Consider the following 17216-nt stretch of genomic DNA (forward strand, 5'->3'; position numbering starts at 1 on the left):
CCCCGGTGCTGGATACTCGGCCTTCTGATGCCGGTGCGAGCACAAGAGCCGGAGGGGACGGGCACGTGAGCGAGAAGCCAGCGGGTACGGCGGGCAGGCCAGAGGGTACGGGCGCCACGGCGATGTGGCAGAACAGCCCGCCCGGCTCCCTCTACGACCACATCCGCATGGCCTCGTTCACCCTCGGCCCGGACGGCCGCATCGAGCACTGGAGCGACCGGGCCGCCGAACTCTTCGGCCTGACAGCCCGCCAGGCCGTGGGCAAGGATCCCCTGGAGGTCCTAGCCCCGGTGGACTCCCGCCCCCGGCAGCACCCCGGCCTGCCCTTCCTCGGCGAGCACGGCCTGCGCGGCCGCACCTGGACCGGGCTCGTCCCTTATCAGCGGACGGGACGTCAGGAAGGCGTTGCCGAGATCTATGTGATGCCCTGTGAGAACGGCGACGGCGACCGCTCCGCGCTCTGCATCGCCGTCGACGTCCGTGCGCTGCGCGGAATAGAGACGGACATTGCCGCGGCGGAAGCAGTTTTCGGCCAATCTCCGCTCGGCTTCTTCTTCTTCGGTACGGACCTCACCCTGCTGCGCGTCAATGAGAGTTTCGCCCAGACTTTCGGCCGCCCCGCCGACTGGCACCGCGGCCGTACCCCGCACGACTTCCTGCCGCGCGCCGAGGCCGACCGGCTGACCGCCGCGCTGCGCCAAGTCCTCGACAGCGGAAAGCCCGTGTCGGACATTCAGCTGGTCGGCCCGGTGCCCGGGCACAGCGAGCGGCGCCGCTGGTCCGTCTCGCTCTACCGGCTGCACAGCGGCAGCGGCCGGCCGATCGGGGTGGCCGCCCTCGCCACCGACGTCACCGGACGGCGGCGGGCCGAGCGCGAGGCCGCCGGGGTGCGCCGCAACCTGGCGCTGCTCAACGAGGCGGGCGCGCGCATCGGCAACTCCCTCGACCTGGAGAAGACCGCGCGCGAACTGCTCGACGTGGCCGTCCCGCAGTTCTGCGACCTCGCCTCCGTCGACCTCTACCAGGGCCTGCTCGCCGGCGACGAGGCCCCGCCCGGGCTCGCCGACGGCAGCGCGGAGCTGCGCCGCGTGGCCTACTCCAGCGCGGTGTCCGGGGCGCCGGTCGACCCCGACCACAAGCCCATCCAGGTCGGCGAGGTGCACCGCTACCCCTTCCACTCGCCCTGCGCCCAGGCCCTGCGCACCGCCCATGTGCAGGTCGTGCCCGGGCGCGAGGGCGACGAGGCGTCCGAGCTGGGCGCCGTCGTGCAGTCCACGCTCGCGGTGCCGATGGTCGCGCGCGACACCGTTGTCGGGCTCGCCCAGTTCTCGCGCACGAAGGGCAGCGAGCCCTTCGGCGAGCGGGACACGGCCCTCGCCGTCGAGCTGGCCGCCCGCGCGGCCGTCTGCATCGACAACGCCCGCCTCTACCGCCGCGAGCACGAGCGCGCCCTGATCCTCCAGCGCAGCCTGCTGCCCCCCGGCGACCCGGAGGCGGCCGGCGTCGACATCGCCTGCCGCTACCTGCCGGGCAACGCCGCCACCGAGGTGGGCGGCGACTGGTTCGACGTCATCGAGCTGCCCGGGCACCGCACGGCCCTCGTCGTCGGCGACGTCATGGGCCGCGGGCTGCGCGCCGCGGTGGCCATGGGCGAACTGCGCACGGCCGTCCGCACCCTGGCCATGCTCGACCTGGAGCCCGCCGAGGTGCTCTCCGCGCTGGACGAGATCGCCCACGGCCTGGGCCGGCCCGGCGGCAAGCAGTCCGCGTCGCGCGGGGTGCGCGGCAGCGTGCGCCCCGCCGACCTCTCCGAGGTCTACCTGGCGACCTGCGTCTACGCCGTCTACGACCCCGTCACCCGGCGGTGCACGGTGGCCAACGCCGGCCATCTGCCGCCCGTCCTGGTCGAGGCGGGGGAGCCCGCGATGCTCCTGGAGGTGCCGCCGGGCATGCCGCTGGGGGTCGGCGGCGAGCCCTTCGAGGAGACCGAGGTCGAGCTGCCGGACGGGGCGCTGCTCGCCCTCTACACCGACGGCCTGGTCGAGTCCCGCGACCATCCCCTGGACGAGGGCCTCCAGGCCTTCCGCGACGCCCTCGCCGACCCCGAGCGCCCCCTGGAGGAGGTCTGCGACCACGTCCTCAGCGCGCTGGACACCCACCACGGCGAGGACGACATCGCCCTCCTCATGGCCCGCCTGCGGGGCCTGCGCCCCGGCTGCGTCGGCGACTGGACCCTCCCGCCCGAGCCGCGCTCGGTCGCCCGCGCCCGCGAGCTGGCCCGGGACCAGCTGGAGACCTGGGGCCTGACGGACCTGGTGGACACCACCGAGCTGCTGGTGAGCGAACTGGTCACCAATGCGCTGCGGTACGGGGAGGGGGAGATCCGGCTGCGGCTGCTGCTGGACCGGACGCTGGTCTGCGAGGTGTGGGACGGGGGCCATGTGCAGCCGCGGCGGCGGCGGGCGCGGGACACGGACGAGGGCGGTCGGGGGCTGCAGCTGGTGGGCCTGCTCAGTGCGGCGTGGGGCAGCCGCCGCATTCCGCACGGCAAGACGGTGTGGTTCGAACTGGCGCTCCCGGACGGCGAGACGCCGGCGCCGGACGCGGTGGAAGCGCTGCTGAGCTTGTACTGAGGGGGGTTCCTCCCCCACCCCGCCCCTTCCCGGCTGTATCGATTTGCGGCTCCGCCGCGTGGGGGGCTCCGCCCCGGACCCCGGACCGCGCTGCGCGCGCCGCGCGGCGGAGCCGCACATCGAGCGCAGCCTCAAACGCCGGACGGGCTGAATTGGATGCCGCCCGGTTTGTGGGCAGGCGTTCCTCCCCCAGCTACCGCTGGGAGGTGCCCCCAGGCAATGGGGGAGGGTGGGCACAAACCGGCCCACCGGGCAGCAACCACCCCGGGGTCCGGGGGCTTGCCCCCCACGCGGCGGAGCCGCAAATCGACACAGCCGGGAAGGGGCGGGATCGGGGAAAAGTCACCCCGCCAAACGCCCCCGCGTTGCCCCGCCCCCGAACGTCGCCGGCAGCAGCCCCGTCAGGATGATGCCCCCCAGCACCGCACCCCCCAGCGCCCGCGCCGGCGACGGCCCCCCGGTGCCGTACGGCGTGGCATACGCCGCCACGTCCTGTTCCGCGAGCGCCCGCGCCTGGTGGGCCAGCGCATCGGCCCGCCGCGCCTCCGAGCGGGCCGCGGCGGCCGATGCCACTGCGAGGGACAGGTGGCGCTCCGCCTCCGCCAGCCGCGTCCGCGCCCGGCACCCGACCGCGCCCCGGTGCGTACCGATGAAGTCCCGCGCCGCCGCCACCGCCGCCCGCGCGGTGAGCACCGAGCGCGCCGGGCCGCCCGGCAGCGGCACTGCGTCGAGCCGCCGCAGCACGGCCAGCGGGTCGTACGGGCGGCCGTCGGCGGTGGCCCGGCGCACTTCCGTCAGCACGGACCGCGCGTCCGGCTCGGCCGCGGCCTCCGCCAGCGCCGTGCGCAGCCGGGCGGTGGCGGCCGTGAGGTCGTAGGTGTGGCGCAGCACGCCGAGGGCGAGGGTGCGGGTCTGGGAGAGCGCGGCCTCCGCCGCCCGCAGCGAGACCACGGCGCGGTCGGCGTCGCGGACGGCGAGCGCGGCCCGGGCCTCGGCGAGCGCGGTGGTGGCGAAGGCGAGGCGGTCGAGGGCCTCGGCGGAGTACCCGGCGACGGGGGCGAGGGCGCCCTCCGGATGGCAGGCCGCCAGCGCCAGGAGCGCGGCCTCGGCGGCGTCCACGCGCGGGCCTAGCGCACGGGCGGCCCGCTCGGCCCGGTCGAGGGCGGCGGGGGCGTTCGACTTGAGGTCCCGCAGCCGGTCGAAGGCCGCGGACTCGGCGTCCAGCCGCCGGTTGGCGCTGGTGCAGCGGGAGCAGATCTCGTCCAGGGCGTGCCGGCGGAAGCCGTCGTCCTCGTACGGCGCGTCGTCGAGCTGCTGGTGCAGCCGGAAGGCGTCGGCCAGCTCGCTCCCGGCATAGGCCACGGCCTCGGCGAAGGGCAGCGTGGCGGCCTCGCCCAACTGGCCGGTCGCGAAGAAGAGTTCCTCGGCACTGGTGCGCACCGCGTCGTCGGTGCCGACGAGGCTGAACGCCGCCTCCGCGGCCAGCTCCGGCAGCGGGGTGAGGGGCTGCGCGAGGCGGGCCGGCCCGGGCTCCGCGGCGCCGGGGGCGGAGCCGCCGGAGAGCACGGGGTAGGGGTACTCGCGTATCGAGCGCCGCCGCCGGGCGCTCTGGGTGTGCTTGGAGCAGAGGTAGAGCGCGGCCATGCCCGTCCCGGCGAACGCGGCCACCGGCATCCACAGGTCGTTGTCGCCGGGCACCAGCCCCTCGGCGCCGGGGTCGCTGATGCCGGGCCGGATGACGGGCGTGCGGACGGGAGCGCCCTGGAGCACGGCCCCGTAGCCGTCGGCGGCCCCGATGGCGGCCCCGGCCCAGTCGTGCTCCCGGAGGGCGGGCGCGATGGCCGCGGCGGCGACCCGTTCCAGCTGCTCCCTGCGGAAGCCGGAGTCCTTGTCGGCCGAGACGGCGTACTGGCGCTGGTGGACGGCGATGGCCAGCAGCACGTCGTGCGGCCCGAGGCCGTTGCGGTCGGCGGTGGCGTCGGCCCAGGCGTGGGGGGAGCGGCCGGAGAAGTCCCGTACGTAGGTGACGTAGAGCTGGACATGGCCGAGGGTGTGCAGCCGGTCGAGCGCGGCCTCGACCTGGACCCGGCGGCGGCCGAGGGCGCCGACCGTGTCGGTGATGGACCCCCTGGAGTCGAGGTCGAGGGGCGTGTCGGCGCGGGCCGCGGCCGCGGCCGGGAGCAGCACGGCGCAGAGCGCGAGGAGGGCGCCGAGCATGGCCCGGCCGCCCGGTGCCCTCGGCCCGCGTCCACACGAATGCCGCGTCAGCCGCGTCACATTTTGGAGCGTATGACCGTATTGGTGCTCCCGCTACCGGGAGGGCCTGAGCTTTTACGGAGCGTAGTCAGTCCTGGCGGCGGCGGATCTTGTTACCCAGCCAGACCAACGGATCGTAGGACCGGTCGACCACCCGCTCCTTCAGCGGGATCAGCGCGTTGTCGGTGATTTTGATGTGCTCCGGGCAGACTTCCGTGCAGCATTTGGTGATGTTGCAGTAGCCCAGCCCGTGGTCCTCGCGCGCCTCGCGCCGCCGGTCCACACCGGCCTCCTCCGCCGCGTCCAGCGGGTGCATGTCCAGCTCGGCGACGCGCATCAGGAAGCGCGGGCCGGCGAAGGCCGTCTTGTTCTCCTCGTGGTCCCGCACCACATGGCAGGTGTTCTGGCACAGGAAGCACTCGATGCACTTCCGGAACTCCTGGATCCGCCCCACGTCCTCCTGCTGCATCCGGTACTCGCCGGGCTTCAGCCGGGCCGGCGGCACGAACGCGGGCACCTCACGCGCCTTGGCGTAGTTGTACGACACGTCCGTCACCAGGTCCCGCACCACCGGGAACGCACGCATCGGGGTCACCGTGATCGTCTCGGCGGGGTCGAAGACCGACATCCGGGTCATGCACATGAGCCGCGGCCGCCCGTTGATCTCCGCGCTGCACGAGCCGCACTTGCCCGCCTTGCAGTTCCAGCGGACGGCGAGGTCGGGGGCGGCCGTGGCCTGCAGCCGGTGGATGATGTCGAGGACGACCTCGCCCTCGTTGACGGTCACCTCGTAGTCGGCGAGGCCGCCGCCGTCCGCATCACCCCGCCACACCTTGAAGCGGGCCTGGTAGCTCATGCTGCATCTCCTCGTTCGCTTCTCCGCCCGCGCGGCGAAAGTGCGGCTTTCGTGGCCGTCTGCGGCCCGGCGGCCGCGCGTGCGACGCTCACAGCAGCTCCTCCTCGGTCAGGTACTTCACCAGCTCGTCCTTCTCGAAGAGGGCCAGCAGATCGGGCCGGATCGGCGGGGTCTCGCGCCGCTCCAGCCGGATGAGGCCGAGGGAGGGGTCCGTCACGTCCCCCACTGCCTTGACGGCGTGGGAGGTGCCCCCATGCCCCGTGGACTCGTCGGCCAGCCGGCAGACCAGGTTGATCCGCCGCCACCGCCGGTCCATCACCGGGTGGTCGTCCCGGGTGTGCCCGCCCCGGCTCTCCTCGCGCTCCAGCGCCGCCCGCGCCACGCACTCGCTGACCAGCAGCATGTTGCGCAGGTCCAGGGCCAGGTGCCAGCCGGGGTTGAACTGCCGGTGCCCCTCCACCCCGGCCCGCCGGGCCCGCGCCCGCAGCCCGGAGAGGCGGTGCAGCGCCTCCTCCATCTCCCCGGCCCGCCGGATGATGCCGACCAGGTCGCTCATGGCCTGCTGAAGCTCCTGGTGCAGCGTGTACGGGTTCTCCGGCACGCCCTCCGCGCCCTCCGCGCCCTCCGGCCCCTCCGCCCCGAACGGCCGCAGCGCCTCCGCCGCCGCCAGCTCGACATCGGCCTCCGCGACCGCCGGCGCGGCCCCCGTGGCGAAGCCCGCCGCGTACCGGGCCGCGTACAGCCCCGCGCGTCGGCCGAAGACCAGCAGGTCGGACAGCGAGTTGCCGCCGAGCCGGTTGGAGCCGTGCATCCCGCCCGCCACCTCGCCCGCCGCGAACAGGCCGGGCACGCCCTCGGCCGCCGCGGTGTCCGGGTCGACCGCGATGCCGCCCATCACGTAGTGGCAGGTCGGGCCGACCTCCATCGGCTCGGCCGTGATGTCCACGTCCGCCAGCTCCTTGAACTGGTGGTGCATGGAGGGCAGCTTGGCCTTGATCACCTCGGCCGGCATCCGGGTGGAGACGTCCAGGAAGACCCCGCCGTGCGGGGAGCCGCGCCCGGCCTTGACCTCGGCGTTGATGGCCCGGGCCACCTCGTCGCGGGGGAGCAGCTCGGGCGGGCGGCGGTTGTTGGCCTGGTCCTCGTACCAGCGGTCGCCCTCGGCCTCCGATTCGGCGTACTTCTCCTTGAAGACGTCCGGCACGTAGTCGAACATGAACCGCTTGCCCTCGCTGTTGCGCAGCACCCCGCCGTCGCCGCGCACCGACTCGGTGACGAGGATGCCCTTCACCGACGGCGGCCAGACCATGCCCGTGGGGTGGAACTGCACGAACTCCATGTTGACCAGCCGCGCCCCGGCCAGCAGCGCCAGCGCGTGCCCGTCGCCCGTGTACTCCCAGGAGTTCGACGTCACCTTGAAGGACTTGCCGATGCCCCCGGTGGCCAGCACCACGGCCGGGGCGTCGATGACGAAGAAGCGCCCGGACTCGCGCTCGTAGCCGAAGACCCCGGCCACCCTGCCGCCGCCCGACTCCTTCAGCACCCGGGTGACCGTGCACTCCTGAAAGACCTTCAGCCGGGCCTCGTAGTCGCCGTACTCCCGCCGGTCCTCCTGCTGGAGCGAGACGATCTTCTGCTGGAGGGTACGGATCAGCTCCAGGCCCGTACGGTCGCCCACGTGCGCCAGCCGCGGGTACTCGTGGCCGCCGAAGTTGCGCTGGGAGATCTTCCCGTCGGGCGTGCGGTCGAAGACCGCGCCCCAGGTCTCCAGCTCCCAGACCCGATCCGGGGCCTCCTGGGCGTGCAGCTCGGCCATCCGCCAGTTGTTGAGGAACTTGCCGCCGCGCATGGTGTCGCGGAAGTGCACCTGCCAGTTGTCGTTGTGGTTGACGTTGGCCATGGAGGCGGCGATGCCGCCCTCGGCCATCACCGTGTGGGCCTTGCCGAACAGCGACTTGCAGATCACCGCGCAGCGCAGCCCCTGCTCGCGCGCCTCGATCGCGGCGCGCAGCCCGGCGCCCCCCGCGCCCACCACGACCACGTCCCAGGACTGCCGGTCCGCCTTCGTCATCGCTTTCGATGCCCCTGTCCTTGAGTCCGGGAAGTCCTAGAAGAAGCGCGGGTCGTCGAACGCGCCGCTGGCGACCAGATAGACGTAGAGGTCGGCCACCGCCACGCTCACCAGGGAGGCCCAGGCGAGCTGCATGTGGCGGGCGTTGAGCGCGCTCACCCAGCCCCACATGCGGTAGCGCACCGGGTGCCGGGAGAAGTTGCGCAGCCTGCCGCCGACGATGTGCCGGCAGGAGTGGCAGGAGAGGGTGTACGCCCAGATCAGCGCGATGTTCGCGAGGAGGACGAGCGTGCCGAGGCCCATGTGGCCCCAAGCGCCCTTCTCGTCGCGGAAGGCCAGCACGGCGTCGTAGGTGAGCACGCCCGCGACGAGCACCGCGAAGTAGAAGAAGTAGCGGTGGACGTTCTGCAGGATCAGCGGGAAGCGGGTCTCGCCGCTGTACTTCGTGTGCGGCTCCGGCACCGCGCAGGCCGGGGGAGAGGCCCAGAAGCCCCGGTAGTAGGCCTTGCGGTAGTAGTAGCAGGTCAGCCGGAAGCCCAGCGGGAAGATCAGGATCAGCAGGGCGGGGGACAGGCCCCACCACGCGCCGAACAGGTCCCAGTCCGCGCTGCCCGACGCCATCGGCACGCAGTTGTGCGCGAGGCAGGGCGAGTAGAACGGGGAGATGTAGGGGGCTGCGTAGTAGTCGCCGTTGGCGAACGCCCGCCAGGTGGAGTAGACGACGAACGCGAACAGCCCGGCGGCGGTGCCCGCGGGCGCCAGCCACCAGCGGTCGCCGCGCAGATGACGGGCCGGGATCGCGGCGCGCGAGGCGTGGTGGACGCCGCGCCCGGCCGGTGGGGCCGCGGTCGCGGCGGAGGCTTCGGGGTCGGTACCAGTGGCCAAGGAGGACTCCGGAGAGGAGTGGTGGGGACGGTGTGGTCGCCGCTGCGCAGGAGCACCGGGAGCGCCGGGGGGCGCCGGGGCGCGTCCTAGGGAGCGCGCCGGTCCCGGGAGCCGAGCCCCTCCTCCTCCGCGTCCGTCCACAGCGAGGAGTCGTACGGGGCGTCGGGCACCGGCACCATCGCTTCGCGCGGCACCGTCACGATGGTGGTGCGGCTTCTGCTGCTGCCGCCGGGAGGACGCAGGAGGCCGAGGCTCTCGCGCAGATGACCGGCGTCCGTGCGGATCCGCCGCACGTCCAGCTCGCCCTTGCCCAGCTGCTGCTCGAGCCGCCCGATCGCGCGGTCCAGATCGTCGAGACAGCGCTGCATCGCAATCAATTCGTCGTTGACGGACATGATGTGGCCTTCCGCGTCGGGTGTTGCGGGTGGCGACCGGTCATGCGACTGAGAGTGTCGCGCGTCACACCCCTCGAGGGGAAGATAGCCGTCCCGATCGGGCCTTCGCGGGAGCGTATTCGCCGGGGCGCCCCTTTGGCTGCCGAACGTTCGTCCAGGCGGGTGGCGTGCGGGGCGGCGGCGACGTGTCGGCACGCCTTCGCCGGGGGCGTCGCCTTCAGTGGGCGGCGGAAGACGCGATCCCACGATCCGACAGATGTGATCAGCTGGGCGCAGTGCCCTTGGCGGCGCCTGCTGTGAACGATCCCGGGCCGGTCAGGCGGAGGTAGCACCCATGTCGTCCACGCGCACGCCGTCCATGCGCACGTCGTCCACGCGCACGCGGTCCCGTACGCGCCGCTCCGCCGCCCTGCTCACGGCCGGCGCCCTGCTCCCGCTGCCCCTGCTGGCCGGCTGCACCGGCGCCGGCGGCGCCGGCGGCGAGGAGGAGGCGGAGGGGCCCGCCGCCCCCCGGGACATCGCCGTGGCACCCCGCGCCAAGGTCGCCGACAAGGGCACCCTGACCTGGGCGGTCGACACGCTGCCCGGCACCTTCAACGTCTTCCAGGCCGACGCGGAGGCCACCGCCCAGCGCGTCGCGGCCGCGACCCTCCCCGCGATGTTCACCCTGGACGAGCGCGGCCGCCCGCAGCGCAACCCCGACTACCTGGCCTCCGCCGAACTGGTCCAGCGCCGGCCACGGCAGGTCGTGGTCTACAAGCTCAACCCCAAGGCCGTGTGGAGCGACGGCAGCGCGATCACCGCCGCCGACTTCGAGGCCCAGTGGAAGGCGCTGCGGGGCAGGGACAGCGCGTACTGGGTGGCCCGCAACGCCGGGTACGACCGCATCGACCGGATCGAGCGCGGGGCGAACGCCCAGGAGGTCAGGGTCACGTTCGCGAAGAGCCTCGCGGACTGGCGTTCCCTCTTCACCCCCCTGTACCCGAAGTCGGTCATGGGCAGCGCCGACGCCTTCAACGACGGCGCCCGCAAGGAGCTGAAGGCCGGTGCGGGCCCCTTCCAGGTCGGCGACCTGGACAAGAAGCAGAACACCCTGACGCTCGTCCGGAACCCCAAGTGGTGGGGCGACCCGGCCAAGCTCGACCGGCTGGTGCTGCGCGCCGTGCCGCGCGAGCAGCGGATCGAGGCCCTGGCGAGCGGCAAGGCCGATCTGGCCGAGATCAGCCCCGCCGGGGCCGAGCGCATCACCAAGGCGAACACCCCGCCGCGGAAGGGGGACGGCGCGAACAAGCCTGGGCCCCCGAACAAGCCCGCGCCCCCGAACAAGCCCGTGGGCGCGAACAAGCCCGCGCCTGCGGACAAGCCTGTGGTTGCGAACAGGCCCGTCGCCGCGAACAAGCCCGTCGCCGCGGACGTGACGGCCCTGCGCGGCCTGGTCGTCCGCAAGGCCCTGGAGCCCTCCTACACCCAGCTCGCCCTCAACGGCTCCTCCGGTCCGCTCGCCGACGAGCGCGTCCGCCGGGCCATCGCCCGGGCCGTCGACCGCAAGGCCCTGGCGGAGTACGTGCTGGGCCCCCTGGGCCTGCCCGCAGCCCCCATGGGCAGCCATGTGGCGGTGTCCGGGCAGGACGGCTACGCGGACCACAGCGACGCCATCGGCTCCCCGGACCCGCGGGCCGCCCAGGCGCTGCTCGCGGACGCGGGCTGGAAGGAGGGGCACGGCGCGGCTCCCCGCAAGAAGGCCATGGGCGGGGGCCCGGTCGGGCTGTCGCCGCACGGCGGGGCCGAGGAGGAGCAGTACCCGGAGGCCGGGCTCGAGGACGCGGCGGGTGACGGCAAGGGCGGCAGCGACAGCGGCGGCAAGGCGGGCGCCGCCCCGGCCCGCTTCAAGGACGGCAAGAAGCTGAGCCTCCGCTTCGTGCTGCCCAAGGGGGCGGGGGCGGAGCCGCTGCGGTCCGTGGGCGAGCGGATTGCCCGGCAGCTCGATGCGATCGGGGTGCGCACGGAGATCGTCAACGTGGACGACGCGGCCTTCTTCAAGGACCACATCGCCTCCGGCGACTTCGACCTGGCCCTCTACGGCTGGCCCACCGGCGCCTACCCGGCCACGGAGGCCCGCCCGATCTTCGCCAAGCCGCAGCCGGCGGCGGACGGCACGCTCCAGGTGGAGCAGAACTACACGCGGGTCGGCACGGACCAGATCGACCGCCTCTTCGACCAGGCGTCGACGGAACTGGACCCGGAGGCGTCCCGCGACCTGGTGGCGAGGGCGGACGCCCGCATCTGGGCGGCGGCGGGCTCGATCCCGCTCTACCAGCGGCCGGAGCTGGTGGGCGCGCGCAGGACGGTGCTGAACGCGGGCGCGTTCGGGCTGGCGACACCGCGGTACCAGGACATGGGGTTCGCGCGCTGAGGGTGTGAGGGGGCGGGGTGGGGAAAGAAAACCGCAGGTCAGAGCCACCGCACCCGGCCCGCGCAGGCCGAACGGGGCCGGGCCCCGTACCATGGGGTGAGGCCGTGGCGTATCCGCCCGGCAGGGCCCGCGTACCGAACCGTACGCGACGCCATCACCTATCCCGGGAGAAGCGCCCCACGTATGCCCACGCGCCACGACATTCGTAACGTCGCCATCGTCGCCCACGTCGACCACGGCAAGACGACCATCGTCGACGCCATGCTCAAGCAGGCCGGCGCCTTCGCCGCCCACCAGCAGGTCGACGACCGAGTCATGGACTCGAACGACCTGGAGCGTGAGAAGGGCATCACGATCCTCGCCAAGAACACGGCGGTGAAGTATCACCCCAAGGACGGCGGGGCCCCGATCACGATCAACATCATCGACACCCCCGGCCACGCCGACTTCGGTGGCGAGGTCGAGCGCGGTCTGTCGATGGTCGACGCGGTCGTCCTGCTCGTCGACGCCTCCGAGGGCCCGCTGCCGCAGACGCGCTTCGTGCTCCGCAAGGCGCTCCAGCAGCGGAAGCCGGTCATCCTGTGCATCAACAAGACGGACCGCCCGGACTCCCGCATCGACGAGGTCGTCAACGAGACCTACGACCTCTTCCTCGACCTGGACGCCGACGAGGACCAGATCGAGTTCCCGATCGTCTACGCCTGCGGCCGTGACGGCATCGCCTCGCTGACCAAGCCGGAGGACGGCACCGTCCCGGCCGACAGCGAGAACCTGGAGCCGTTCTTCTCCACCATCCTGGAGCACGTCCCGGCCCCGACGTACGACGAGGACGCGCCGCTCCAGGCCCACGTCACCAACCTGGACGCCGACAACTTCCTCGGCCGTATCGCGCTGCTCCGCGTCGAGCAGGGCGAGCTGCGCAAGGGCCAGACCGTGGCCTGGATCAAGCGCGACGGCTCGGTCTCCAACGTCCGCATCACCGAGCTGATGATGACCGAGGCCCTCACCCGCAAGCCCGCCGAGGTGGCCGGCCCGGGCGACATCTGCGCCGTCGCCGGTATCCCCGACATCATGATCGGTGAGACCCTGGCCGACCCGGAGAACCCGGTCGCGCTGCCCCTGATCACGGTCGACGAGCCGGCGATCTCCATGACCATCGGCACCAACACCTCGCCGCTGGTCGGCCGTGGCGGCACGGGCAAGGGCGCGGACGCGAAGTCCGCCGTCAAGGACCGCAAGGTCACCGCCCGCCAGGTCAAGGACCGCCTGGACCGCGAGCTGATCGGTAACGTCTCGCTGCGCGTCCTGGACACCGAGCGCCCCGACGCCTGGGAGGTGCAGGGCCGCGGTGAGCTGGCGCTGGCCATCCTGGTCGAGCAGATGCGCCGCGAGGGCTTCGAGATGACCATCGGCAAGCCGCAGGTCGTCACCAAGGAGGTCGACGGCAAGACCCACGAGCCGGTCGAGCGCCTCACGGTCGACGTGCCCGAGGAGCACATGGGCGCGGTCACGCAGCTCATGGGCACCCGCAAGGGCCGGATGGACAACATGTCCAACCACGGCTCCGGCTGGGTCCGCATGGAGTTCGTCGTCCCGTCCCGCGGCCTGATCGGCTTCCGTACGGAGTTCCTGACGAACACCCGCGGCACCGGTATCGCCCACTCCATCCACGAGGGCCACGAGCCGTGGTTCGGCGAGCTGAAGACCCGCAACAACGGTTCGCTGGTCGCCGACCGCGCCGGTGCCGTCACCGCCTTCGCGATGACGAACCTCCAGGAGCGCGGCGTGCTCTTCACCGACCCGGGCACCGAGGTGTACGAGGGCATGATCGTCGGCGAGAACTCGCGCGCCGACGACATGGACGTCAACATCACCAAGGAGAAGAAGCTCACCAACATGCGCTCCTCCTCCGCCGACTCCTTCGAGGCGATCGTGCCGCCGCGCAAGCTGTCGCTCGAGCAGTCCCTGGAGTTCTGCCGCGACGACGAGTGCGTCGAGGTGACCCCGGAGGCGGTCCGCATCCGCAAGGTCGTCCTGGACCAGAAGGAGCGCGGCCGCACGGCCTCGCGCGCCAAGCACGGCTGAGGCGTAGCAGCCTGACGACGGGCCCGGTGCCGCCGCGTTTCGCGGGGGTGCCGGGCCCGTTTTCTTTCCCGTAGCCGGGGGCAATTTCAGCCCGTCTGGGGGCACCTCCCAGCGGTAGCTGGGGGAGTTTGAGGACCGGGGGTCCGGGGGCGGAGCCCCCCACGCGGCGGAGCCGCACATCGATACAGCCGGGAAGGGGCGGGTAGGGGAAAAGAACCCCCACCTCAGCCCCTGGCCCCCGGCCGGGACCGCAACGCCCACCGCCCCGCCGGCCCCACCGGCACGCTGCCGAGCAGGAAGACCGCCCCCAGGGCGAACCAGCCCGCGACGCCCCACTCCACCACCAGCAGCGTCATCAGCACCGGCGCCACCATCACCGCCGTCGTCGGCCCCGTGCTGAACATCCCCTGGTACTCACCCTGCGCATCCTCCGGCGCCAGCCCCACCGACAGCCCCCAGGTGCAGGCGGTGAAGAGGATCTCCCCGGCCACATGGGCGACGGCACCCGCCGTCATCAACACCACGGCCCATCCCCCCGACCGGTGGTAGGTGGCCGCGAAGAGCAGGCAGGAGACGGCCAGTACGGCGCCGCACCACAGGGCCAGCCGGGCCGCGCCGGGCACGGTCCTGCCGTGGCGGCTGACCCGGTTCTGGAAGAGGACGATGCCGACGGCGTTGATCACCGTGGCCAGGCCGACGGTCCAGGTGGGGGCGCCCGTGTGGTGGGTCACCCACAGCGGCAGGCCGCTGCCCAGCATGCCCCAGTTGAGCGCGAGCACCCCGCTGAGCACGGTGATCAGCAGGAACGGCCGGTCCCGCAGCGCCGACGCGCCCCGCTCGACCCGGCGCTCGGCGAGCGACCGCACATGGGGGACGCCGCGCACGACGGCCGCGAAGGCGATGTTGGCCAGCCCGTACAGACCCACCAGGGCGAGGTAGCCGGGGCGGCTGTCCAGGTAGAGGAAGCCGGCCCCGAGCACGGCCCCCACCGCCGCCCCGACGTGCGACGTGACCACCACCGCGGAGACGCCCGCCAGCCGCTCCTCCTTCGGCAGCAGCCCCGAGACGAGGGCGACCCGGAGGCCCGAGGTGATCCGCTCCCCGGCCATGGTGACGACGGTGACGAGCAGGAACGGCCAGAAGGAGTGGACGAGCGCGAAGGCCAGCCCGGCCAGGCCCTGGACGAGCGCGACGCGCACGAGCACCTCGCGCACCCCGACCCGGTCCGCCAGGACGCCCACGGGATGGCCGGCCAGCACCCCGGCCAGGCCCGCCACCGTGACGCCGAGGGCGAACCGGCCCGGCGACAGCCCGATGGAGTGCGTGACGAAGATGGCCCAGCAGCTGAACCAGGCGCCCTGGCCGACGTAGGAGATCAAGGTGGCGGCGTGGACCCGCGCGACCGGTCCACCGGGCAGCAGCGGCAGCCGGGCCCGCATCAGCACGGAGCGACAACGGGCCGGGTTATTCCGGATAAGCAGGGTGAGTCGGATATAGCAGACATGGCGTGAACTCCTCAGCCATTGGCCCTGGCGGCCGCCGTATGACAGCCTGCTCGGGGCGCGGACGCCGGCCGACGCATATCAGACAGGTCGTCAGGAGTGCCGAAACGACGCCCTGGTGGCCGGGAACCGTACGGTCGACGTCCGGATAGCGGACCTGGGATGTCGGAACTCGTGTTAACAGTCCGTTTCGTAGGTGTCTGTCTGTGTTGCCTTTGTCCGGATTTCGGACCTGCCAATGTGGCCGATGTGACCAAAGCGAGACCCTGTAAGAGTGGTTTAAAAGGCGGCCGTACTTAATAGTTGGGTTCACTGAGCTCGGGTCAATGGGTCACGCGCTGTGGGGAGCGCCGACTCACGAGCACACTCGGGGTGCCGGTTCCGTCTCCGCTGTCAGGGGTGTCAGCGTGGGGCCGGCGCCTCTCTTGCAGTGATACGTGGACTCCTGAGGAGGCAAGCTCATGCGCGGTGCCAAGAGTGCTGTCTGGGTCGTGGGTGCGATAGCCATCGCAATGACCGCGACCGCCTGTGGCGGCGGTGGAAGTGACAGTGATGACAATGCGGCTGTCGATCCGAACGGCACCTACACGTATTACGACGTCGAGCCGCAGAACCCGCTGATCCCGACGAACACCAATGAGGTCGGCGGCCACTACATCCTGGCCAACCTCTTCCGCGGACTCGTCGACTTCGACGAGAAGGGCAAGCTGCGCAACGTCACCGCGGAGAGCGTCGAGAGCCCCGACAACAAGGTTTTCACGGTCAAGCTGAAGCCGGGCTGGACCTTCCACAACGGCGAGGCGGTCACCGCCTCCTCCTATGTGGACGCCTGGAACTGGGCCGCCAACGTCAAGAACGCCCAGCTGAACTCCTCCTGGTTCGCTGACATCAAGGGCTACGACGCCGTCCACCCGGAGAAGGGCGACCCGAGCGCCGACAAGCTCGAGGGCCTGAAGGTCGTCAGCGACAACGAGTTCACCATCGAGCTGTCGCACCCGGTCTCGACCTTCAAGGACCGTCTCTTCTACGACGCCTTCTTCCCGCTGCCCAAGGACTTCTACAAGGACCCCAAGTCGTTCGGCGAGCACCCGATCGGCAACGGCCCGTACCAGATGGACGGGAGCTGGGAGCACAAGGTCGAGTTCAAGACCAAGAAGTTCGACGGCTACAAGGGTGACGACAAGCCGAAGAACGGCGGCGTGGTCTTCAAGTTCTACAACAAGGACGACAGCGCCTACAACGACCTTGTCTCCGACAAGCTCGACGTGATGTTCCAGGTTCCCAACTCCATGGTGAGCCAGTACAAGAACGACCTGGGCAACCGCGCCGTCGACCAGATGTTCGGTGGCAACACCAACGTCGCCTTCCCGATGTACGACGCCGAGTGGGCCAAGCCGGAGAAGGCCAAGGTCCGCCAGGGCATCTCCATGGCCATCGACCGCGAGACCATCGCCAAGACGGCGCTCAAGGGCTCGAAGGACGCGGCCGACGGCTGGACCCCGAAGGTCGTCGAGGGCTACGAGCCCAACTCCTGCGGCGAGTTCTGCAAGTTCGACCCGGCCAAGGCCAAGCAGCTCATCCAGGAGGGCGGCGGCGTTCCCGGCAACAAGCTGAGCATCGCCTACAACGCCGACGGCGCCAACAAGGAGTGGGCCGACGCGGTCTGCAACGACATCCGTCAGAACACGGGCGTCGAGTGCATCGCCGAGCCGCGCGCGACCTTCCAGCAGCTCCGTTCCGAGATCACCGACAAGAAGATGAGCAGCATCTTCCGGATGGCCTGGGTCCAGGACTACCCGAACATCGCCAACTTCATCTCGGAGCAGTACCGCACCGGTGCGGGCGCCAATGACATGGGCTTCAGCGACAAGGGTCTCGACGACCTGATGAAGCAGGCCGACGAGGCCAAGACCATCGAAGAGTCCAACAAGCTCTACCACCAGGTGGAGACCAAGCTGTCCGAGCAGATGCCCTCCATCCCGCTCTTCTTCGACCACACCAACGCCGGCTACTCGAAGAAGGTCAAGAACGTCAAGTTCGACACCTTCCGCCAGGCGATCTGGACCGAGGTCGAGGTCAAGAAGTAACCCGGGAAGCTGCAGTGACGAAGGCCCAGTGAC

Annotated in this window: 10 protein-coding genes; 4 read left to right on the forward strand and 6 right to left on the reverse strand. The window is 71.8% G+C overall.

The window, feature by feature from the left end:
• The first annotated feature begins 122 nt into the window (after positions 1–122).
• The gene (locus tag AC1Z4A_RS20755) at positions 123–2633 is read left to right on the forward strand and encodes a SpoIIE family protein phosphatase (RefSeq protein ID WP_483683664.1); all 2511 of its coding nucleotides are present in this window, start codon (positions 123–125) and stop codon (positions 2631–2633) included.
• A gap of 342 nt (positions 2634–2975) precedes the next feature.
• Here AC1Z4A_RS20755 and AC1Z4A_RS20760 read toward each other — a convergent pair whose 3' ends face one another.
• The 5 genes from AC1Z4A_RS20760 to AC1Z4A_RS20780 all read right to left on the reverse strand — a co-directional run bounded on the left by AC1Z4A_RS20760 (position 2976) and on the right by AC1Z4A_RS20780 (position 9096).
• Positions 2976–4850 (reverse strand): TPM domain-containing protein, encoded by a 1875-nt coding sequence (locus AC1Z4A_RS20760; protein ID WP_483680939.1) that lies wholly within the window; start codon positions 4848–4850, stop codon positions 2976–2978.
• A gap of 127 nt (positions 4851–4977) precedes the next feature.
• Complete coding sequence (locus AC1Z4A_RS20765; RefSeq protein WP_483680941.1) at positions 4978–5745, reverse strand: succinate dehydrogenase/fumarate reductase iron-sulfur subunit; 768 nt, start codon at positions 5743–5745, stop codon at positions 4978–4980.
• Between the two features lie 88 nt (positions 5746–5833).
• On the reverse strand, positions 5834–7816 hold the full coding sequence (locus AC1Z4A_RS20770) for a fumarate reductase/succinate dehydrogenase flavoprotein subunit (protein ID WP_483680944.1): 1983 nt from the start codon (positions 7814–7816) through the stop codon (positions 5834–5836).
• Between the two features lie 36 nt (positions 7817–7852).
• Positions 7853–8701, reverse strand: a complete 849-nt coding sequence (locus AC1Z4A_RS20775) for a hypothetical protein (protein ID WP_483680946.1) — start codon at positions 8699–8701, stop codon at positions 7853–7855.
• A gap of 86 nt (positions 8702–8787) precedes the next feature.
• Positions 8788–9096 carry a hypothetical protein gene (locus tag AC1Z4A_RS20780; RefSeq protein WP_483680947.1) on the reverse strand — a complete coding sequence of 103 codons (309 nt, stop codon included), beginning with the start codon at positions 9094–9096 and terminating at the stop codon, positions 8788–8790.
• A gap of 334 nt (positions 9097–9430) precedes the next feature.
• Between AC1Z4A_RS20780 and AC1Z4A_RS20785 the strand changes: the two genes are divergently transcribed.
• Positions 9431–11509 (forward strand): ABC transporter family substrate-binding protein, encoded by a 2079-nt coding sequence (locus tag AC1Z4A_RS20785; protein WP_483680952.1) that lies wholly within the window; start codon positions 9431–9433, stop codon positions 11507–11509.
• A gap of 183 nt (positions 11510–11692) precedes the next feature.
• Positions 11693–13594: a translational GTPase TypA gene (gene typA / locus AC1Z4A_RS20790; RefSeq protein WP_483680955.1), complete on the forward strand. Its 1902-nt coding sequence runs from the start codon at positions 11693–11695 to the stop codon at positions 13592–13594.
• Between the two features lie 224 nt (positions 13595–13818).
• Here the strand turns inward: typA and AC1Z4A_RS20795 are convergent, their stop codons facing one another.
• The gene (locus AC1Z4A_RS20795) at positions 13819–15033 is read right to left on the reverse strand and encodes an MFS transporter (RefSeq protein WP_483683665.1); all 1215 of its coding nucleotides are present in this window, start codon (positions 15031–15033) and stop codon (positions 13819–13821) included.
• Between the two features lie 524 nt (positions 15034–15557).
• Between AC1Z4A_RS20795 and AC1Z4A_RS20800 the strand changes: the two genes are divergently transcribed.
• Entirely contained in the window at positions 15558–17183 is a 1626-nt protein-coding gene (locus AC1Z4A_RS20800) for a peptide ABC transporter substrate-binding protein (RefSeq protein ID WP_483680958.1), read from the forward strand.
• Positions 17184–17216: the final 33 nt, after the last annotated feature.

The sequence above is a fragment of the Streptomyces sp. 17_S59 genome, from assembly GCF_056930295.1.